Origin of the sequence: Chlorobium sp., from assembly GCF_036528655.1 — a bacterium.
Lineage (GTDB): Bacteria > Bacteroidota > Chlorobiia > Chlorobiales > Chlorobiaceae > Chlorobium.
In genome coordinates this window covers 1-21,224 of record NZ_JAIGND010000026.1, presented here as the reverse complement: position 1 = coordinate 21,224, position 21,224 = coordinate 1, and the positions used below count along the sequence as shown (strand labels likewise).

Here is a 21,224-nt window from a genome sequence, read left to right as displayed (position 1 = left end):
TACTAAAGGTTATACATTAAACCCTAAGATATGAAGTCACCGGCACAACTCAAAAACGGCCTGAAAATGTGAGAGGAAAAGCTCCATGACGAGGAAACATGACTTGCAGGAAAAGCTGCGTTCCGACTTGCAGAAAACAGTGCTGATTACCCTGATCCTGCTGCTTGCCCTGTTGCCGGCAACACTGCAGGGAGCCACGGCTTTCGTGGTATACCCCGACACGCTCGCCCTGCCCGGAAAACGGTTTTCCATCGTTCCCTTCATGAAACCGGCCCGGAAAACCGTCGGCCTTGCGCTTTCGGGAGGAGGCGCCAACGGCATAGCGCAGATCGGCGTACTCAAAGCTCTCGAAGAGGCGGAAGTGCCCGTCGATCATATCGCAGGTACAAGCATGGGCGCCATTATCGGGGGGCTCTACAGTTCCGGTTACACCCCGGAAGAACTTGCCGTCATTGCCGGCGACCTTCCCTGGGAATCGCTCCTTGCGATACGGGAAGAATCTCCGCGCGCACGCATATTCCTGGAACAGCAGAGAATACGGGACAGGGCAACTGCCGCCATACGGTTCGACAAGCTCAAACTCATGGTGCCGAAATCCCTCAGCTCCGCGCAGTCGCTCACCGAAACCCTCGATGCCCTGGTACTGAACGCAGTCTACCATGCATGGCCCGATTTCGGTTCGCTGCCCGTCGGCTTCAGGGCCGTTGCGACCGACCTTGTTTCGGGAAAACGCATATCGCTTGCATCCGGTTCGCTTTCAGAAGCCATGCGGGCAAGCAGCACCGTTCCTGTGCTGTTCGAACCGGTTGAACGCGACGGTTACCGGCTTGTCGACGGAGGGCTTGTGGCGAATCTTCCCGTCGACGAACTCGACTATTTCAATACCGCCTACAAGGTAGCCGTCGATACCCATGGAAGCATGTACTCGAAAAGCGACGACCTCGATCTCCCCTGGAAAGCCGCCGACCAGGCCATCACCATCCTGACCGCCCTTCAATACCCTGCCCAGCTTGAAAAGGCCGATATGGTCATCGCCCCGGATCTTACAGACCGCATCGCCACAGATTTCTCCGATATCGAAGCGCTGATCGAATCGGGCTATGCGACAGGCAGAGAGCTTGCCTTAACCATCAAACGTGATATTCAAACCGGACCGCAAAAAGAGTATCGAATCGAAAACCACAAAAAAACCTTTGCGTTCATAAACGGGCAGGCCGATGTCGATGCCGGATACGATGCGATCGTATCCGGCATCATCGAAGACGAAAAACTCCTTTCCGGGGCGTTTGAAAAGCTGCTTGCAACCGACCTGTTCTCCTCAGTCTCCGCACTCCTCGATCAGAACCGGAAAAACGTGACATTCCGCCTTGTTCCGCTCCCGCGCATCGGGAACATTGTGGTGACGGGAGGTCCGGAAGAACCCCTGACGCAGCAGGATATCGACCGGTGTTTTGAACCCGTCATCAACCGGCTCTACACCAACCGTACCGGCACGACGGCGATTGAAAATCTTGTGCGCCTCTTCCGCAAGAGGGGCTACAGCCTTGTCGAACCTGAAGCCATAACCCTTTCAGGAGAAACGCTGACAATCGCAATGACATCGGGAAAAGCCGACAGGATCGAAATCGTCCGGAACAGAAACGGCGCATCGCTGACGCCGATACGACGAGAGATCAAAGTAGGAACGGAAAAAGCCGTGCGACTTGAAAAAGCGGAGGAAACCACCGGCAATCTCTATGAAACGGGCATGTTCAGCAGAGTATCGGTTTCCGCCGAACGGAACCCTGAGTCCGGCGACAGCTCCGGAAAAGCGCTGACATTCTCGCTTGTCGAAAAACCCTCGTCAGTACTTCGCCTCGGAATACGGTACGACGAAACAAGCAATGCCCAGTTGCTTCTCGATCTGAGAAACGAAAATATAGGAGCCGACGGCGCGTCGCTCGGCGCATGGATGAAGGCGGGAAATAACAACACGGCCGCAAATGTCGAATACTACATGCCGCGCATCGGCTCGACGCATTTGACGCTTTTTTCGAAACTCTTTTATGAACAACGCGAATTCGACACCCGGCAACTGCGCTTTTCGGAATCATTCGACGGATATTCCGACGCTGTTGTCTCTACCTACGGCATCCAGCGATACGGCATCTCGGGAGCGTTCGGCACGAGAATCAGAAAAAACGGACGTCTGTCGCTCGATGTCACCCTGCAGAATGCCCAATCCTATCACGATGCCGGCCCGGAGCATCCCGATCTTCGCTCCGGAACGATGAATCTGCTCTCCGTCGGAAGCTCCCTGACGATAGATTCGCGCAACAGCGCCCAGCTGCCTACCTCCGGACGATATACCCATATCGGCTACACGCTTGCCCCGGTACTGTTCGATAACGATGAAATATTCTGGCAGATTGCCGCCGAACATGAAGAAAACATCCCCATCGGGAATGCGCTCACCCTGCAGATCTCAGGCGCTGCAGGCATCAGCGGCAGCTATCTCCCCCTGTCGGAACAATTCTTTCTCGGCGGCCCGGGCAACTCCGGCAGCAGAAGGTTCGTCGGACTGAAACCGTACGATCTCATCGGCAGCAATATGGCCGCAGCCGGCATGCAGATCGCCTACAGGGCACCGTTCGAAATCATCTTTCCGACCTCCCTGACCTTCTCATACAATGCCGGCAACGTCTGGCATAAACGGAAAGAAATCTCGCTCTCCCGGCTGATACACGGCGTCGGCGCAGGAGTTGTCTGGGACACTCCTGTCGGGCCGGCAAGGCTCACCCTTTCGAAAGCTTTCGCATTTCTGCGTGAGGAAGATGACAGCCAGTCCTCGTCGTTGCGATTTTCCGATACCGTCTGGTATTTCAGTCTCGGACATGATTTTTGAGAAGAACTTTCTGTATTTTATGCCCTGCATGGAAGATGCGTTTTCGTGAACGAACCCGGCAACGGATGTGAATGAGCTGAATAAACCGGTAATACTGGTCTGCAATGATGACGGCATCGAAGGAGAAGGCCTTCATGCTCTGGCTGCCTCGATGAAGAAAATCGGCAACGTTACCGTCGTGGCTCCGGCGGAACCGCACAGCGGAATGAGTCACGCCATGACGCTCGGAGTCCCGCTCCGCATCAGATCGCACCAGAAAAACAACCGGTTTTTCGGATATACGGTCTCAGGAACCCCGGTTGACTGCATCAAGGTCGCTCTGAGCCATATTCTCGACGAAAAACCGGACCTTATTGTATCCGGCATCAACTACGGAAGCAACACCGCTACAAACACCCTTTACTCCGGAACCGTCGCCGCGGCCCGCGAAGGAGCGATTCAGGGAATCACCTCGCTTGCATTCTCGCTGACCACCTATGAAAACGCCGACTTCACCTATGCCGCGAAATTCGCCCGGAAACTGGCCCGGAAAGTCCTGAGCGAAGGACTTCCCCCCGATACGATCCTCTCGGTCAATATCCCCAATCTTCCGGAAAAAGAGATCGCCGGCGTCGTCGTCACGCAGCAGGGCAGTTCCCGCTGGGAAGAAGATGCCATCGAACGCAACGACATGTACGGCAATCCCTATTACTGGCTCAACGGCACCCTGAAGCTTCTCGACCGCTCCCTCAACCACGATGAATATGCAGTCCGACAGAATTATGTCGCCGTTACGCCGCTGTGCTGCGACATGACCAATCACGCTTTTCTCGACACGCTCAACCGGTGGAACCTGCAAACATAATCTGGTGAACACATACCTGCTCGATTACCGGACGATACTCTCTCCGAAAAAAGGATTCCCTGCCCTTTTCAGGGACTATACCTCCGAAGGAAACGAAAGGAACCGACTGTTTTCGGCAGGGTTCCATCTCGACTACCAGAAGGAAAGCGACTACTACCGTCAGCTAAGCCTGCTTGAATCGAGAACGTTCGACCGCAGCATGCTCGTCGAAATACTGCGTCGCCAGAACATCCGGTACGGGTGCAGGGAACTGCACCTGCGTGAAATCGAAAAACTGCGTTCCCCCCGCTGCATGGCTATCGTAACCGGTCAGCAGCCCGGCCTTTTTACCGGGCCGGCCTATACGATATATAAAGCCCTGACGGCCATCGTTTTTGCAGAACGGCAGAAAACCCTCTTCCCGGAATACGACTTTGTTCCGGTATTCTGGATCGAGAGCGAAGATCATGACTATGAGGAATCGGCACATGCAGCAATATTCGGTAATGGCGGCATCGAACACTACCGTCCCGAACCATTTAAACGGCTTCCGGACCAGATGGTTGCCGCAGCATGCTTCGGCCAGGATATCCGCACGATAGTCGGAACCCTCCTTGAACACCTGCAGGAATCAGAAAACAAGCCGCTGATCGCCTCCATACTGAACGACTGCTGCATCCCCGGCAACACCCTCGATATGAGTTTCGCCCAGATCATGATGCATATCTTCGCGAACCAGCCGATCGTGATGCTTTCGAGCCAGGACACCGATTTCAAAAGACTCTCCGCGCCTGTGTTCCTGCGCGAAATTGCAACCTGCCCGGCCTCTTCCTATAACGTCATCGCCCAGAGCTCGACTCTGGAAGATCTCGGATACAGCGCACAGTCGAAACCAAGGGCGGTAAATCTGTTTTATATCAACCACCACGGCCAGCGCCAGAGAATCGAGTACCCGCAGGAAGACCTTTTCGTGATCACGCCGGAAAACAGGCGCCTGACGCGCCACCAGATGCTCGAACTCTGCCAGGATCATCCTGAACGGTTCAGCCCGAACGTCGTACTCCGACCGATCCTGCAGGACAGCGTGCTCCCGACCTTCGCCTGCATCGCTGGTCCCGGCGAAGTCAGCTATCTTGCGCAGTTCAGAATGAACTACGAACATTTCGGCATTACCATGCCGTTCATTATCCCGAGAGGCAGTTTCACCCTCGTAGAACCGAAATTCAGTCGGATCATGGACAAACTGCTGCGGGTTTCCGGACGACCCGGCTTTTCAAGGAAACAGATCTACCATGCCCTGTTCAGCGATCTGCAGGCGTTGAAACGCAATGCCGAAATGATTGCCGAAAATCCCGGGATCGATGCCAGATTTGAAAAAACAAGAACGGAAATCGAAACGGCGTTTCGCGAACTGGGACCGGAAATCGGAAAAATCGATCCGACGCTTGAGCCGGTACTTGCCGCATCGATCCAGCAGGCAATGAAAATAGTGGACGCCATCGAGCAGAAGGCGCGGAAAGCGGGAAGACGCAAAAACGAAGAACTGATCGAACAGATCCTGAAAACCGAAACGGCGTTCTTTCCTGAAGGAGCGCCGCAGGAAAGAGTGATCAATGTCTTTTATTTTATCAACAAATATGGCTTCGAACTGATCGGAGCCCTGAAAAACCTCCTCGCCGGCCATTCGACCGAAACCCATCTGGTCGTTGAACTGTAATAAGGATGGCTTGTTGGCTTGTTAGCTGGATGGCTGGATAGCCGGATAGCTGGACAGTTGCACTCAGCACTCAGCACTAAACTCAACCCGACTGATAGCTGTGTACGCTGTTCTGAGCGGAAGGCAGATAGTTGACCCCGAACCAGCAGACCAGCAGCACAAGGAACGAAACTGCAAGGTACCACTGAAGCCTGTTTTTTTCCGTCCGGATTGCCGACAGATGCATGTAGCCGAGATAGGCCATCCACGAAATGAACGCCCAGGTTTCTTTAGGATCCCACGTCCAGTAGTGCCCCCATGCCTCCTTTGCCCAGAGAGCGCCGAAAACGAGCCCGAAAGTAAGAAGCACGAATCCGAGCAGGGCAAGGTAATGGGAGATGGAATACCCGATCAGCTCGGGCCGGGAACGGAAACCCGATATAATGTTATGCCAGGCGGCGGCCGAAGATGCGGCAAGCAGCACATAACCGACGAGATAGACCACGACATGCGGAATGAACCAGACGCTCTGCAGGGCAGGCATCAGCGCCTTGTCGAAAACCTCCGGGTGCGCAAGGTTGATTGCAAGAAAAAATGACGCAAGCGCCATACAGTAATATTTCAGCCAGGCGATCTTCCAGCGGTACTCGACCAGAAACCCGACAACGGGAATGAGAGCCGCATACCAGAGCCTCGTCTCGCCGAGCGTCCTCAGCGGAGGTCGTTCAAGCGCAATCCAGTAGGCGGCTATAAACCATCCAAGCAGAAGGGTACCTGCAATCATGATGCCGTAAGCGGGAAACCGCAGCACGGCGTAACGTTTTGCCGGAATGCCCAAAAGAGAGCCGAGAGCCCATGCTGCCATGACTGACATGGCAATAACTGAAAATTCGACCGGCATCATAGTATCTCCCCCTGTTTCATACCCTTCCAGAAAAAGAGCGCGTTACCTGCCATGATCATGAAAAAGCCGAAATAGACCACAGGAAGCCAGGGATCCCTGACGGCTTCGATCAGGCTGAGCTCCGACCACCTTCCCGCTTTTTCGTCGTAACCCATCTGATAGAGTTTCCAGCCTTCGAATGAAACCGGTTTGTTGACCTCAAGTTCGGCAGCAGTACTGCTGCCGCCGCTGCCTTTAAGCACCACCCCGGAGCGAAACACCCTGGGCGTGCCGGGAAACATAACAAGAAAATAACGTTCGATCTGCACGACTCCCGGCTTGATCGAGGGACTCCCGGTATTCAGCCAGTGATCTGAATGGATTTCCCCCGCAGCAATACGAACCCTTGCATAGGGAATGCCGTGCTTTTCATCCGCTTGCCGGGGAGTGCCGTCCGGACCCGGCAGAGCATTGGGCAGGTAGTCGAGTACCGTAACGGAAAAACCCGGCCACTCCGACCTGAACCCTTTGCCGACCTCTGCCGTACCCTCCGCCTTGCCGGTGAGCACCCTGTCATTTTCCGGATCGTAAAGCACGATGCGTGGCGTATACTCTTCAATCGAAAAATCGTCGAGATAAACCGAAAACGGCAGCTGCACCATCCGGTTTTCCTGCGGAATGAAACCCTGACTGCTTGCCCGCCCCTCGTAAACAGGAATAATCAGGCGCTGAAGATCGGAGGCTCCCGCCAGGCCGCAGGCCAGCGCAATCCAGAACCCGCCGTGAAAAAGCATGAACTGAAGATTGGAAATTCGGAATGGAATGGTTTTCCAGACGACCGAAAGACCGAGATTGCAGAGAAAGAGCAGCACGACGAAAAGAAAAGGCCAGCCGGAAAATATGCGGTTCATCCCTAACCTGTCAAGCACGGCATCTCCCGATGCGACGCCCTGCTGAACGAACCCGCCGATGAGCGAGAGAAAAACAAGGGCGAAAATCAGCGAAAGCCCCAAAGGAATGCCGCCAAGCCAGGACACGAAAGCATTCTGCCGGAATGCGGTGCCGAGCAGAAACAGCAAAGCGGCCAGCACAAGGATGAACAGCGCATTCAGAGGCCAGAACAGCATGGGAAGACCTTCCCCGCCGAGGGCATACTGTATGGTGAATCCCGCCAGCACAGCAAGCACCGTAACGGCAGAAGCAAGCCGGAAATTTCTCTCGCCCCCCAACCATCCCTTCACATCTTCTCGCATAGGATTATCTTATTCTTGATGAACACTCGAACAACTACCACCGTTTTCCACGGTCGTCGTCTCGCCCTCCTTTTTCAGAAGCTGACAGCACTTGCAGACAATGAAATGCAATTCATCCGTCGACGCATCCTCGCAGATCTTCTTTACGGCCGCCTTGATCTCCTGACGGTACAACCTTGTTCTCGGAGATTGCAGTCCTCGTTTTTTATGAATATACTGCGACACTGCGGCCGGGGTCACTCCCAGTTTTTTAGCCGCCTGCGACTGTGTCATGCCGGTTTTAACAAGCTCTATGGCAAGATCGGCCCGGATCTGTGGAAGATAATACCAAACCGCTTTTTCACAGGGAAATATCACGATGATTTCCGGTTAAATGATTAAAGAAAAACGCATCAAAACATATGCGAGCACGCTGGTTATCGTCCTGTTCGTCATCCAGTTCGTGCCGCTCGATCGCATCAACCCGCCTGAAACATCGCCACTTCGTGCGCCGGATGCGGTCATGGCCGTCCTGAAAAAATCCTGTTACGACTGCCATTCTCACGAAACAAAATGGCCGGGCCCGGCATATATCGCGCCGGTTTCGTGGGCGGTATCCGCCAGGGTCTCTTTCGGACGTCGCGCACTGAATTTTTCACAATGGGACACCGGCAGCAAAACCGATCAGAGAGCCCGGATAGAAGCAATCAGCAACACCGTTCTCGGGAGCAGACAGCATCAGCGGCTCTATTACGCTGCAAACCAGCAGGCACGGATGAGCGCGGAAGAAAGGAGACTGCTTTTGAACTGGATTGAGAATGTCAAAAGAGAACAGCGAACAGGATCTAAAAATTCAGGGAATACCCCTCAGGATAAAACGCTCTGATTATCGGTATGACGCACTCCGGATCGTCTTCAAGATAGATAAAATCCAGATCCGATTGGTCGATATATCCATGCTTTTCGCACATGGTACGGCAAACCCAGTCGTAAAAACCGCTCCAGAAGGCCTTGCCTATCAGAATAACCGGAAACTTCGCGCTCTTTCCGGTCTGGATCAGGGTAATGGCCTCCGATACTTCATCGAGCGTCCCGAACCCCCCGGGAAGAGCGACAAATGCCTGCGAATATTTCAGGAACATGACCTTCCTGACAAAAAAATACTGGAATGAAACAAGCCGTCCGCTGTCGATATACCGGTTCGGCTCCTGCTGGTTCGGCAACTTGATGTTGAACCCTATCGAAACCCCTCCGGCATCCTGGGCTCCCTTGTTGGCGGCCTCCATAACCCCCGGCCCGCCTCCCGTGATGACAGCAAAACCCTCTTTGGCCAATAACATCCCTGTTTTCTCGGCAAGCCCGTATTCGCTGCTGCCGGGACGAACGCGCGTTGAGCCGAAAACCGTGACGGCCGGCCCTGAATCGGACATGGTTTCAAAACCGCTGACGAATTCAGCCATGATCTTGAATACGCGCCAGCCGTCAACCATGAAATCGGTCTCCCTTCCCGAAACAGGACGGATCGGCGGCTGAGTTGCGGCAGGATCAGGCGGCTCATGTCCTGATGTCACAGCTTTCTTCATAGCCACACCTGCTTACAGCCCTTTATGCGGCTGCAGTTCAAGAAAGTTCCGGATGATTTTCTTCCCTTCCCCGGTCATGATCGACTCGGGATGAAACTGCACGCCGTACAGGCCCAGCGCCACGGAGTCCATACCCATGATCGTGCCGTCTTCAGTCCAGGCCCTTACAGTCAGCGTCGAAGGAAGAGTTTCCCGTTCAACGATCAGGGAATGATATCGGGTAGCGATAAAAGGATTATCGACTCCATGAAAAATTCCGCTGTTATCGTGATGGACCAGCGAAGTCTTGCCATGCATGACCTGACCGGCCCTGACGACCCTGCCGCCGAGCGCCTGGCCGATCGACTGATGACCCAGACAGACTCCGAGCAGAGGAATCGCTCCATCGAGTGCCCTGATAAGCGGTACGGATACGCCGGCATCCTCCGGGGTTCCCGGGCCGGGCGAGATGACGATCTTGTCGGGCTTGCGGGCAATAATCCCTTCGACGCCCAGTTCATCGTTTCTGTAGACCTCGACAGGAAGACCGGACTCCGCGATATACTGTACAAGGTTATAGGTGAACGAATCGTAATTATCAACTACAAGAATCATGCAGACCAAAGGTTATGCTATCGTTACAGAAAAATCCTCCGACCCTGTTCGCGGCCGGCGACAAAACGGAACATGGCTTCGTAGGCAGCGCTCATGGCAACCTGCCTCCTCTCCATCACCTTGCGGGCGGTTTCCACAGCTTTTTCGATCATATACGGCCCGAAACCCTCCGCAGCGCTTCCCCAGGTAAACGAATGCACCTCTTTGGGAGGGAATCCCCCGCCGAACACGTTCGCGGCAGTACCGACAATGGTGCCGGTATTGAACATCGAGTTGATCGAGCATTTCGAATGATCGCCCATTAACAGACCAAGAAACTGCAATCCTGTAAAGACATCCCTTCCATCCATGAGCAGTTTCACGCTACCGTAATTGTTTTTCAGATCCGACGTATTGGTTCCTGCCCCAAGATTACACCATGAGGAAATATACGAGTGACCGAGAAATCCGTCATGCTGTTTGTTGGCAAACGGTTCTACGATCGAGTCCTCAACCTCGCCTCCGACTTTTGAAGCCGTACCGACAAACACATTGCTGTATACTCTCGCGCACGCCTTGACCCTCGACCATGGCGAAAGAAAAACATTGTTCATAATAACCGCCTGAGGCTCCACGACCGCGCCGTCCCCGATTATGATGAAACCCTCTTCCGCATCGAGTACGGCGCCCGCCTTTACCACCGCTCCGGGAGCGATGGCGATGTTGGCGCGATTGACGATCACGGCAGAAGGATGCACGTCTCCCTCGATGAAACCGGTTTCAAGAGAAGCCGCGTCGCGTTCCATCTCTTCCGGATGAAGCGCAACGACATCCCACAGATGCTCAAGCAGACGGAACCCTTCCACCTGACGCACCCGAAGCGTTTCGGCAAGCAGACGGGTATCGATCAGATCCGGAAGAACGCCGTCCCGCATTCCCGCAAGCCGCTCGCGCGGCAGCCGGGCAAAAAGCAGGTTATCGCCCTGCATCAGCGCACTGAGAGGCTCAAAATCCTCGCCGAGGATAAGATCAGCCATCGCCTCTTCGAAAAGCAGGCGGCCATTGATGAGAAACAGATCGTCGTCATCGATCCGGTTCACCGTTCTGTCAGGATGCTGCTCGCGATAACATGGCGCAAGGTGACTCCTCAGATGCCAGGTAAGACGGATCCGGTCTGAAATGGATGCTTCGAGTTTTTCTGCCAGGGTACGAAAACCGGCGTACAACCCGTAAACCGGTTTGAAATTCACGAGCGGCTTCATCCGCGACACCTTGTCATCTTCAAATACCAGGTACTGCATCGTTTCCTGAACTATCGGATTTGTTCTTTTTTACCCTTTTTCAGCTGCCCGACACGACGGTAAGGCCACCGGGCACGGCCGATATGCTGATGCGCCCCGGAAGGATCTCAAACAGCTCTCCGTCCATATGCATCGATTCCGGATCGAAAACAGCTACCTCCACAGCCGACGCCTTGCAGTAAACGACCTTGGGATCCTGAATCTGGGTACCCCGGAGATACTTCGACACATACCATAAAATCGAAATCTTCGGGATGGATTTCAGAATGCATACATCGAGCAGACCATCTGCCGGATCTGCTTCAGGGGCAATGCGAAACCTGCCGCCCTCCACGCTTCCGTTCGATACGGAAAAAGCAAAAACCGGTTCATGCATCTCCAGAACGGCATCGGGCGCAGTAACAATAATATGCATTTTTAACGGCGTATAACCTATGAGCACGCTGAAAAGCGCATAAACGTAACCCAGCTCCCCTTTCAGCCAGGAGATGCGTTTCACCGCGCCGGCTATTCTGCCCGTAAAACCGATACCCAACGAATTGACGAAAAACCGCTGATCGCCACGATTGAACCGCACGCTGCCGATATCGACCCGACGGTCGCGCCCTGCTATGCAAGCCTCGAAATCAGCCCCGCCATCTGCCTTGCGGCCCAGCGCTTTAACGAAATCGTTAGCCGATCCTATCGGAAGAACGCCAACGGCAACATCATCTCCGGCAACGGCGTTAACCACCTCATGCACGGTACCATCACCACCGCAGGCGACAAGACAGTCGCTTCCGCCGCTTGCCCGGCGGGCAATTTCGCCGGCATGCCCGGCATACTCTGTTTTAACCAGCTCTGCGCCGCCGAGCCCCGAAACCATCTTCCGAAGCCACGACTCTCTCTGAAGCGCCCTGCCCTTGTCGGCGGCCGGATTAAAAATAAAGGTATAACGACGCGGCTTATCCATAAACATGCCCGACCAGATTACGAAGAATATGCGCAGAAGCCAGAAAAAGATCGTCCATAACCCGCATGAAATCGCGATGCGTTCCATAATAAGGATCATGAATGGCATCCTGACCTCGGCCGGGCACGAACGACATAACCAGCCTTACCCGAGGCCGCTCGCCAAACCCGATGATATTGCCGATATCCTCGTAATTTTCGTGGTCCATCGCAAATATCCAGTCAAATGCCTCGAGATCGAGATCTTCGACGCAACGGGCCTGGAGAGCGGAAATATCGATACCGTATCCGGCTGCAGCCGATACGGCCCTGTCATCGGGCGAAGATCCTTTCTGGTAACATCTTGTCCCGGCCGAACTCACCAGAAAACAATGCTCGACCCCGAGCATTGAAGCACGGGAGCGAAACACCCCTTCAGCCATTGGCGAACGGCAGATGTTTTCATAACAGACGAAAAGAATGCTCAAAGGATTATCTGTAGTCATCGGCCACGACATCATCCATTTTGTTCACCGCTCCGAAACCGATACCATTAAACATTGGTCGGCATCGACTCCATGAAATTGCAGGCATTGCTCAAACGGCTCCATATTGCAGATAAAAAGCTGTTCATGCTCGCCAATTTAGAGAAGGTAACAGAAATCGACCATCGTTACCGCAAGGATTTTCTGAATTTCATATTCAACCGGGGCACGAACATCAGACTTGTCGTGCTCTATACTATCAAACAATAAGGGTACCTCGAAAAAGTTATTCTGCACCCGGATTGCCGCGTTGATCGGTGCTCGAAATCCTCATGTACTGTGGTGTACACTCCGGTTTCTCAGCTCCGTCCGCCTTGCACTCCGGGTGCTCACGACACTTTTTCGAAGTACCCATAAGATACGGACGGCAAAGGACACGATCTCCTGACGGCAATGACAAGAATCTCGCTGCCGGATACCATGAAGCAGCCGGTTTATCCGCCATCTCCGGATCAGGAATTATACCCCTGCTTCATCGCCCTGGGAGCTTTGTGAAAGGATATGGCGACAAAAGAACCGATATTCAGGAAATAACAAAAAAAGCCGCTGAAAACAGCTGAACAGAGGCACAAGACGATACGCGCCATGCTCCAGCGAGAAATCGCCATACATACGAAGCTGCGAAAAGAACACGAAACCGCAATCATGGCCATGGAGACGACAATACGGCTCAATCAGGAGGAAATCAGGAGACCTGAAACAGCAGGAAAGGAAATAAGCGCAAAAATCGAATTACTGTTTCAATCAGTTGAAGGCACTCGACCAAAGCGGTGCGACCGAACCTTTATTCGACGCCATACCTCGAAAAAAAACAATACAGTACCTTATACCACGCCCACAAAATACAAGCCTAACTGTATTTTTTTTACAAAAAATAAACACAATTGTTGATTACCTCACAACAATTCGCCATATTACTCATTATAACACGTCACATGCAAAAGTCACGGTGATTAATCAATAAACAATGAGTAAAGAAGTGGTCGATAAACCGCCGGCTCACCAGGAAAAACACTGGGAAAAGGAGCACAGACAAGCCGGTTACACAAAACACTTCAAGCTTATCGACAGAAACGTTCTGCATATTTCAATAGAGGCACGGCAAAACATCACGCTTGAATGGATGGACGTCGATCTTTTCGAAACCGTACTCGACCAGACCGGCCTTATCAACAAACCGTTTCACTGCATCTGGGACTTCACGCACATAAACGAAATATCGTATCATTACAAAAAAGATATCACGAAACTGCTCTATAACCGGAACCCTCAGTTCAGGCTTATTGTTTTTTATAACATGGAACCAAGTGCGCGTGTTATAGTGGAATCCTTCGCTGCAGTAGCTCCGGACAGCATCAGGGTCATCATGACCGATACTTACAGTGAAGCTTACGATGCGGTACTTGCTTATGAAAGGGGAGAACTTCCGGATCCACCGGTTGAAACCCATGCTGAGGCGATGAAAAGAAACTTTCTGGCCTATCTGGCCAGAATGTCCTGGTTCGATATGTTTGACGAGCATATCAATGTTCCTTCATTCGACGACAAATATTACACGTTCTTTAAAGCCATCGAAGCCATGCAGGCAGACCTTCGCGAAAAAGAAAAAGAAAAAGCAATGGAACTCGAACAACTGAAAAATGACTATGAGCAGAAGATAACCGAGTCGGTTATCAAACTGAACGCTCAGATCGAACTCAACAAAAAGCAGGCCAGAGAGCATGAGAAAGAGATGGCCGAACTGAAGTCAAGGATTGCAAATCAGGATATGGAGCTCACAAGGGTCTCGACGGCCATTGCTGAAAAAACCACCGCCCTGCGCAATCTTCTCGACCAGATTTACGCGCTCGATATCGATCAGGACCAGAAACGGCAGATGACCGATTCCTGCCTGAGCCTTATCGAAACCGAAACCATAGAGAAAAGGCTGAACATCGAACTGACCGAATCGGACTCGGTGTTCCTTTCCAAGCTGCAGAAAAAACATCCGAACCTCAACCAGCGCGAACTGCGCATCAGCCTGCTCGTTAAGCTGAACTACGACACGCGGGAAATCGCCCGCTCGGTCGGCATTTCGACAAGAGGAATGGAGAGCATCCGCTACCGCATGCACAAAAAACTCGGCCTTGGAAAGCACCAGTCGATCAAAACCTATCTCTCCGATCTGGCCGCAACGTTCTGAGCGCTGAACTCTCCTTCCGGAATCCCCTTTCCGGAAGGAAAACCACAAAACAGGTTAAAAGTCTGCGCTTCAGCTGAAGCGCAAGCTTTGTAACTTCCCACACCATATCACGGGTGGCAGAGGTACTTCGCAGTATCTGACGGCATTACTGCGTCATCGATCCCGAAGCCGCAGCTTCGACCAAAATCCGGATCCCTCCCCTACTGGCCAATACCTGTTCGCAGAGCGCCTGTAAAAAAAACTGAAACCCGACTTGATTTTTCCAGGCAACCTCAAGGCACACAACCCTTCACCTGTGTAAATCTCCGATAAAAAACGCTGCAACTGCTTTTTTGTAGTGTGTTTATTTTGTATCTAAACAGTGTACGGTTTGTGAATGCATAAGACCGATATCCGAACAGAACTCCATCGTTGCGATAAAATTATTTAGCATAGGACACCCTTTGTCCCATGTCTCTGCCTATATTACTTCATTAACCTGAAGCATTTGCGTCATGAGACAATCAAGACCCCCGTTGGAGCGCATACTGTATATCGACCGGGAACTCCGCAATAACGGTTACCCGAACTGCACCAAAGTCGCCCGCCACTTTGCAGTCAGCAGAAAAACCATTCAGCGCGACATTGAAGACATGTGTCTCATGCTGCATGCGCCGATTGAATACGACAGAAAGAAAAAAGGCTACTTCTATAACAAGGAATGGACATTTCTGCCTTCCGCATTTCTTGACCGGCATGAAGCCGAAGCACTTATAGCCACCAAAAAAGTCCTCTCCCGGTATCAGGGAACCCCCTATTATCAGGAAATCAGCAGTGCGCTCGACAAGGTTCTGCAGTATCTGCCCCCCTCACATTCCGAAAACGGCATACTCGACATCTATTCGTTCGAACAACCCTCATCGGCGGAAATCGATACAAAAAGTTTTATGCTGCTCGATGAAGCAATCCGCAACAGCCGGAAAGTTGCCATAACCTATCACGCCCCATCAAAACAGGAAAAAACCGAGCGAACGGTTCACCCCTACCGGCTGCACTACGATCATTCAAAAAGCACCTGGTATCTTATTGCCTACTGCGAACTGCGGCAGGCCACAAGAAAATTCGCCGTCACCAGAATCAGATCCATCACCCCATGCGCAACCGGGTTCACCATTCCGGAATCCTTTTCAATCGATAACTATCTCGAACAGGCTTTCGATCAATGTGCAGGCGTCGAATTATATACCATCGCCATCTGCTTTACCCCGTATCAGGCACAATGGATAAAGGAGCAACGAATACATTCGACGCAAAAGATCGAAGAACACGAGGATGGATCGATCACGCTGTATATGCACGTCGGGGCACTCGATGCGGTCAAACGCTGGGTCATGCGCTACGGAGCAGAAGCTGAAGTGGTTGAACCGCAGGAGTTGAGGGATATGATCAGGGAGGAAGTGACGAAAATGGTTGATATGTATGGGATCACGGAATTGAGAAATCGTAACAAATTCAAAGGCAATGAATAATGTACGAAAACCCGTTGCCCATCTTCGTGAAGATGACTCGGGAAAATGGCTCGAACATGAACTGAATGAACATCTTATCGGTGTAGCCACTATTGCTGCTGGATTTGCAAGCGAATTCGGCAATGCCGACTGGGCCATGGCTGCCGGTATGCTGCACGACCTCGGCAAATTCAATCCTCGCTGGCAGGAGTATCTGCGCATGAGCAACGGCGATTATCTGGAGGAGCGCGATGGGCAAGATTGACCACTCTGCAGCCGGAGCGATTCTGGCTGCCAACAAAAACAAAGGTATTGGAAAAATTCTTGGATACCTGATTGCTGGGCACCACACGGGCTTGCCGAATTGGTATCCGGAAATGAGAACAAACGGATATACGCTTGAAGAGCGCCTGAGTAATCCCGAACATCTGCAAAATGCCCTGAAAGGCAACCCGCCGGACAGCGTTCTGAATGCTGTGTTGCCCTCGTCGTTGCCGTGCCAAAGCCAGAATGGCGGTTCGGAGCTGGTGCATGTTTGGATACGTATGCTCTACTCCTGCCTGGTCGATGCGGACTTTCTCGATACTGAGCGTTTCATGAGCCCGGAGAAGGCTGATCTTCGTCCGAATGCTGTTGATTTGGAAATGCTGAAAGAGCGTTTCGACCTGTACATGGCAGTCAAAGAGAATGGATCTCCGGATACGCCGGTCAACCGGGCGAGAAAAAATATTCTTCGGGAGTGCCGCGAAAAAGGGCGTTCGCTGGAGCCGGGACTGTTTTCGCTGACCGTGCCTACCGGTGGAGGCAAAACCCTTGCTTCGATGGCCTTTGCGCTCGAACACGCTCTGAAGCACGGTAAAAAGCGCATCATTGTTGCCATTCCTTATACCAGCATCATTGAACAGACGGCAGCGGTCTATCGCGAAGTGTTCGGCGATGAGGCCGTGCTGGAGCATCACAGCAACCTCGATCCGAAAAAAGAGACGCCAAAGTCCAGACTGGCAACCGAGAACTGGGATGCACCGATTATCGTGACCACCAACGTGCAGCTTTTCGAGTCGCTCTTTGCTGCGAAAAGCTCGGCCTGCCGCAAACTGCACAACATAGTCAATTCGGTCGTGGTGCTCGACGAGGCGCAGATGTTACCGACCGATTTTCTGCAACCGGTCGTATCCGTCATCAAATCGCTGAGTGCGCATTTCAGGGCATCGGTCGTGCTCTGCACGGCTACGCAGCCGGTGTTGAGCGGCAAGGTTGGAACCGGCAAAGATATTCTGAACGGATTTGCGGACGGATCCGTGCGCGAGTTGATGGCTGATCCGGAAAAACTGTTCAGCGTTTTTCAGCGCGTTCGCGTCCGGATGCTGGGCCAGGCCGATGAGCGGCACGAGTGGTCGGAGATTGCCGAACGGCTTCGGGAGCACGAGCAGGTGTTGTGCATCGTCAACACCCGCAAGGATTGCCGGGAGCTTCATGCGCAGATGCCTGACGGAACGGTACACCTTTCAGCGCTGATGTGTCCCGAGCATCGCAGCAAGGTGATTGCTGAGGTGAAATCGAAACTGATGGTGGGCGAGCCGGTGCGGGTGGTGAGCACGCAGTTGCTCGAAGCTGGCGTGGACATCGATTTTCCGACGGTTTACCGTTCGTTCAGCGGGCTTGACAGCATAGCGCAGGCAGCGGGCCGGTGCAATCGCGAGGGACGGCTTGAACGCGGCGATGTGGTTGTGTTCAATCCGCCGAAGCCGTCTCCATCGGGCCGCTTGCTCAAAGCTGAAACTGCCGCCCAGACGCTGTTCCGTACCGAGCCTGAGCTTGCAGCGTCGCTCATGCCGGAAGCGTTCCGCCGCTATTTCATCCACTACTTTGGCGGACTGAATGGATTCGACACGCGGGGAATCATGGATTTGCTGGCGGGAAACGACGCGGCCAGATATTTCCAAATCCAGTTCCGCACCGCAGCTAAAAGGTTCAAGTTGATCGATGATGCGATGCAGTATGGTGTGATCGTCAGGTATCGAAACGGAAAAACAAACATAAGTGCATTAATTGATCAACTGCGTTTTGGTGGCCCGAGCCAAACACTGATGCGACAGCTCCAGCGCTATTCGGTCAATGTCTATGATCCGGATTTGAAAAAACTGAAAGACAATGGCCTGATCGAAGAGGTCAGCGGTATTTGGGTGCAGACCCAGGATAGTCTGTACGATCCGGTTTTCGGCCTGAATATCGATGCCACCCTGAATTTTTACTACTAAGCTCAACAAGGAGAAAAACTCTATGGAGCATTGGAATAAACCATTCTGCCTCGAAGTCGAAGGCGATTACGCCTGCTTCACCCGGCCTGAAATGAAGGTCGAACGGGTGAGCTACGACGTCATCACGCCATCGGCGGCAAGGGGAATTTTCGAGGCAATTTTCTGGAAACCAGCGATCCGCTGGCGGATTCGCAAAATCGAAGTGCTGAAGCCGATCAAGTGGATTTCAGTGCGACGGAACGAGGTCGGCCAAACAGCAAGCGACCGAAGTAAAGGGATTTTTATTGAGGACGCACGCCAACAGCGAGCGGGCTTGTTTCTGCGGGATGTAGCCTACCGGCTTCACGCTGAGCTTGAGTTCGTTCCGCCGTCGGAGCGTCCCGATGCAAAGCGCCCGATGCCGGAATCATTGCAGGATGGCTGGGAAACGGCAGAGCTGCGCAAGGATGAAAATCCGGGCAAATACTACGGCATTTTCGAGCGCCGGGCGTGGAAAGGGCAGTGCTTCAACCAGCCCTACCTCGGTTGCCGTGAATTCAGTTGCGAGTTCAGGCTGGTCGAGCATCCGGCAAACGAACCTGCACCGATCAGCGAAACCCGCGATCTGGGTTTCATGCTTTACGACCTCGATTTTCAAAAAAATCCGGAAGAACCGCCACCAGCTTTTTTCAGGGCATTGATGGAAAACGGGGTGATAAACATTCCGGCATGGGAAAGCGAGGAGGTGAGGAAATGATTCTGCAAGCACTGTACGACTATTACCAGCGAAAAGCTACCGATCCGGAGAGCGGTATTGCTCCAGAGGGGTTTGAATGGAAGGAGATTCCATTCGTTATCGTCATTGATCAGAACGGGAATTTTGTATCCCTCGAAGATACGCGAGAAGGTGAAGGCAAGAAGAAAAAAGCGAAAGCTTTCTTAGTGCCTGCTGCGGAAAAACGTACAACAGGTGTGAAAGCTAATTTGCTTTGGGATAATCTTGAATATGCTATTGGGGCAAATCCAAGAAATCGTGACGATATTGAAACCCGTAAAGATGCTTTCCTGAAGCGCCTAAAAGATGCTTTTCCGCATGGAGAATCAGCAGTGATTGCCTCTCCTTTAACGGCGTTTCTTCAAAACGAGCCATTGGCGCAAATCGTAGCAAAATTGCCGGAAAGCGAAACTTGGAAAGATGCGTTTGAGGCTAATGCAAACGTTGTATTTCGGGTTTTAGGTGCCCAAGATTCAAGCCTTTGTGAGACGCTGAAACCGTACATCAAAAAACAGAAAGAGAGCGGTGAAGATGGCGGAATGTGTCTCGTTTCAGGAGAAAGTGTACCGGTTGCTCGTCTTCATGCAGCTATAAAAGGTGTGCGAGATGCTCAGTCCTCAGGAGCTGCCTTGGTTTCGTTTAATCTGCCTTCTTTTACCTCATATGGCAAAACCCAAAATTTTAACGCACCAATTAGCGAGTCAGTTGCCTTTGCCTATACGACAGCACTTAATATGTTGCTTGGTAAAGAGTCCAAAAATAAAGTTCAGGTTGGAGATTCGACGACCATTTTCTGGTCTCAAAAGCAAGATGCTTTTGAAGAGGATTTCCCGGCCTTTTTCGGTTATCGAAAAGATGATCCGGATGCAGACGTCAGGGCAGTTAAAGCTCTTTACGATGGGGTTTATACCGGTCATGCCAGTATGGATTCAGATGTGAGGTTTTTCGTGCTCGGTCTTGCTCCGAACTCGGCTCGTATTGCCGTTCGCTTCTGGCATACCGGAACAATTGCTGAATTTGCAGATAACATTCGGCGCCATTTTGATGATCTTGACATCATCCGTGGCCCGAAAGATAGCGGTCATTTTTCAATGTTCTGGTTGTTATCTGCAATGACTCACGAAGGCAAGGTGGATAACGTTCCACCTAATCTTTCCGGCCAGATTTTTCAATCTGTCATTACCGGTGGCTTGTATCCAGCAACCATGCTTCAGCAGGCAATACGGCGTATACGCGCTACTCAGGATGTGACGAGGGTTCAGGCCAGTATTCTGAAAGCGTCTCTCAATCGTTATTCAAGAATTTATAAAACCAAAGCAAAGGAGATAACCGTGGCACTTGATCCAACCAACAATAAACCGGGCTATCGGCTTGGGCGGCTATTTGCTGTTCTTGAAAAGATTCAGGAAGAGGCAAGCCCCGGCCTCAACGCAACGATTCGTGACCGTTTTTACGGGGCGGCATCAGCGACACCGGTGAGTGTTTTTCCGCAATTGTTGAAACTGAAAAACCATCATCTCTCAAAGCTCGAAAACGCTGGACGACGGGTGAATTTCGAGCGAATGCTGGCAGATGTTTTTGATGGTATTGGTACAGCCATGCCTTCACATCTTTCAATGGAAGATCAGGCTTGCTTCGCGATTGGTTATTACCACCAGCGCCAGGACTTTTTCAAAAAGAAAGATTCAGATAACAATAATGAAAACAAGGGAGAAGAATTATGAGCACTGTCGATAAACGCTATGATTTTGTTCTGCTTTTCGATGTTCAGGACGGAAATCCGAATGGTGATCCCGATGCGGGCAATCTTCCAAGAATCGATGCTGAAACCGGCATGGGGCTTGTGACCGATGTTTGTTTGAAGCGCAAAGTTCGCAACTATGCGCAACTTTCAGATCAGGACATTTTTATCAAGGAAAAAGCGGTTCTAAATACATTGATCGATCAAGCGCATGAGCAAGAGGCTGTTATTACTCCGGCAATTAAAGGACTCAACCCTTTGCATACCGAACGCTTGGGTGATCAAATAGTTTTTCTACCTGTTCCGGCGTCTTCTGCAGATGCCTCAAATGTGAAACGGTCTTCTTCCGAAT

20 protein-coding genes are annotated in these 21,224 nt (G+C 52.1%); 12 read left to right on the top strand and 8 right to left on the bottom strand.

Annotation, left to right across the window (positions count from 1 at the left end):
* Window positions 1-85 precede the first annotated feature (85 nt).
* The 3 genes from K4305_RS07485 to bshC all read left to right on the top strand — a co-directional run bounded on the left by K4305_RS07485 (window position 86) and on the right by bshC (window position 5,424).
* Window positions 86-2,884, top strand: a complete 2,799-nt coding sequence (locus K4305_RS07485; protein ID WP_331561790.1) for a BamA/TamA family outer membrane protein — start codon at window positions 86-88, stop codon at window positions 2,882-2,884.
* A 67-nt stretch (window positions 2,885-2,951) separates the two neighbouring features.
* Window positions 2,952-3,728 (top strand): 5'/3'-nucleotidase SurE, encoded by a 777-nt coding sequence (gene surE / locus K4305_RS07480; protein WP_331561789.1) that lies wholly within the window; start codon window positions 2,952-2,954, stop codon window positions 3,726-3,728.
* Window positions 3,729-3,732: 4 nt separating this feature from the next.
* Window positions 3,733-5,424, top strand: coding sequence for a bacillithiol biosynthesis cysteine-adding enzyme BshC (bshC, locus tag K4305_RS07475; RefSeq protein WP_331561788.1), 1,692 nt, complete (start codon window positions 3,733-3,735; stop codon window positions 5,422-5,424).
* A gap of 82 nt (window positions 5,425-5,506) precedes the next feature.
* Here bshC and K4305_RS07470 read toward each other — a convergent pair whose 3' ends face one another.
* Genes K4305_RS07470 through K4305_RS07460 form a run of 3 tightly spaced genes read right to left on the bottom strand, consistent with a single transcriptional unit; the run spans window position 5,507 to window position 7,896 of the window.
* Complete coding sequence (locus K4305_RS07470) at window positions 5,507-6,304, bottom strand: cytochrome c biogenesis protein (RefSeq protein ID WP_331561818.1); 798 nt, start codon at window positions 6,302-6,304, stop codon at window positions 5,507-5,509.
* Complete coding sequence (locus K4305_RS07465) at window positions 6,304-7,539, bottom strand: cytochrome c biogenesis protein ResB (RefSeq protein WP_331561787.1); 1,236 nt, start codon at window positions 7,537-7,539, stop codon at window positions 6,304-6,306. Before K4305_RS07465 ends, K4305_RS07470 begins: the two co-directional genes overlap by 1 nt.
* Before the next feature lie 9 nt (window positions 7,540-7,548).
* Window positions 7,549-7,896, bottom strand: a complete 348-nt coding sequence (locus tag K4305_RS07460) for a transcriptional regulator (RefSeq protein ID WP_331561786.1) — start codon at window positions 7,894-7,896, stop codon at window positions 7,549-7,551.
* A 16-nt stretch (window positions 7,897-7,912) separates the two neighbouring features.
* On the opposite strand from K4305_RS07460, the gene K4305_RS07455 reads away from it, so the two are divergent.
* The gene (locus K4305_RS07455) at window positions 7,913-8,404 is read left to right on the top strand and encodes a heme-binding domain-containing protein (protein WP_331561785.1); all 492 of its coding nucleotides are present in this window, start codon (window positions 7,913-7,915) and stop codon (window positions 8,402-8,404) included.
* On the opposite strand, the gene K4305_RS07450 is transcribed toward K4305_RS07455, so the two are convergent.
* The 5 genes from K4305_RS07450 to K4305_RS07430 are packed head-to-tail and all read right to left on the bottom strand — an operon-like array spanning window position 8,364 to window position 12,393.
* Window positions 8,364-9,101 carry a TIGR00730 family Rossman fold protein gene (locus K4305_RS07450; RefSeq protein ID WP_331561784.1) on the bottom strand — a complete coding sequence of 246 codons (738 nt, stop codon included), beginning with the start codon at window positions 9,099-9,101 and terminating at the stop codon, window positions 8,364-8,366. The genes K4305_RS07455 and K4305_RS07450 overlap by 41 nt on opposite strands.
* Window positions 9,102-9,113: 12 nt before the next feature.
* A complete protein-coding gene (locus K4305_RS07445; RefSeq protein WP_331561783.1) occupies window positions 9,114-9,695 on the bottom strand; it encodes an aminodeoxychorismate/anthranilate synthase component II in 582 nt (193 codons plus the stop codon).
* A gap of 23 nt (window positions 9,696-9,718) precedes the next feature.
* Window positions 9,719-10,975, bottom strand: coding sequence for a GlmU family protein (locus K4305_RS07440; RefSeq protein WP_331561782.1), 1,257 nt, complete (start codon window positions 10,973-10,975; stop codon window positions 9,719-9,721).
* 40 nt (window positions 10,976-11,015) lie between these two features.
* Window positions 11,016-11,927, bottom strand: a complete 912-nt coding sequence (locus K4305_RS07435; RefSeq protein ID WP_331561781.1) for a diacylglycerol/lipid kinase family protein — start codon at window positions 11,925-11,927, stop codon at window positions 11,016-11,018.
* The gene (locus K4305_RS07430; RefSeq protein WP_331561780.1) at window positions 11,920-12,393 is read right to left on the bottom strand and encodes a low molecular weight protein-tyrosine-phosphatase; all 474 of its coding nucleotides are present in this window, start codon (window positions 12,391-12,393) and stop codon (window positions 11,920-11,922) included. Before K4305_RS07430 ends, K4305_RS07435 begins: the two co-directional genes overlap by 8 nt.
* A gap of 72 nt (window positions 12,394-12,465) precedes the next feature.
* On the opposite strand from K4305_RS07430, the gene K4305_RS07425 reads away from it, so the two are divergent.
* The 8 genes from K4305_RS07425 to K4305_RS07390 all read left to right on the top strand — a co-directional run.
* On the top strand, window positions 12,466-12,660 hold the full coding sequence (locus tag K4305_RS07425; RefSeq protein WP_331561779.1) for a hypothetical protein: 195 nt from the start codon (window positions 12,466-12,468) through the stop codon (window positions 12,658-12,660).
* A 757-nt stretch (window positions 12,661-13,417) separates the two neighbouring features.
* Complete coding sequence (locus K4305_RS07420) at window positions 13,418-14,632, top strand: transcriptional regulator (protein WP_331561778.1); 1,215 nt, start codon at window positions 13,418-13,420, stop codon at window positions 14,630-14,632.
* A gap of 494 nt (window positions 14,633-15,126) precedes the next feature.
* The gene (locus tag K4305_RS07415; RefSeq protein ID WP_331561777.1) at window positions 15,127-16,140 is read left to right on the top strand and encodes a helix-turn-helix transcriptional regulator; all 1,014 of its coding nucleotides are present in this window, start codon (window positions 15,127-15,129) and stop codon (window positions 16,138-16,140) included.
* Entirely contained in the window at window positions 16,133-16,384 is a 252-nt protein-coding gene (locus K4305_RS07410) for a CRISPR-associated endonuclease Cas3'' (RefSeq protein WP_331561776.1), read from the top strand. The genes K4305_RS07415 and K4305_RS07410 overlap by 8 nt, the downstream gene beginning before the upstream one ends.
* Before the next feature lie 112 nt (window positions 16,385-16,496).
* Window positions 16,497-18,377, top strand: coding sequence for a CRISPR-associated helicase Cas3' (gene cas3 / locus K4305_RS07405; RefSeq protein ID WP_331561775.1), 1,881 nt, complete (start codon window positions 16,497-16,499; stop codon window positions 18,375-18,377).
* Between the two features lie 22 nt (window positions 18,378-18,399).
* Window positions 18,400-19,113, top strand: coding sequence for a type I-C CRISPR-associated protein Cas5c (cas5c, locus tag K4305_RS07400; protein ID WP_331561774.1), 714 nt, complete (start codon window positions 18,400-18,402; stop codon window positions 19,111-19,113).
* On the top strand, window positions 19,110-20,855 hold the full coding sequence (gene cas8c / locus K4305_RS07395) for a type I-C CRISPR-associated protein Cas8c/Csd1 (protein ID WP_442880440.1): 1,746 nt from the start codon (window positions 19,110-19,112) through the stop codon (window positions 20,853-20,855). Before cas5c ends, cas8c begins: the two co-directional genes overlap by 4 nt.
* Window positions 20,852-21,224 (top strand): type I CRISPR-associated protein Cas7 (locus K4305_RS07390; protein ID WP_331561772.1); only part of this gene is annotated, 373 nt, incomplete at its 3' end. The genes cas8c and K4305_RS07390, both read left to right, overlap by 4 nt.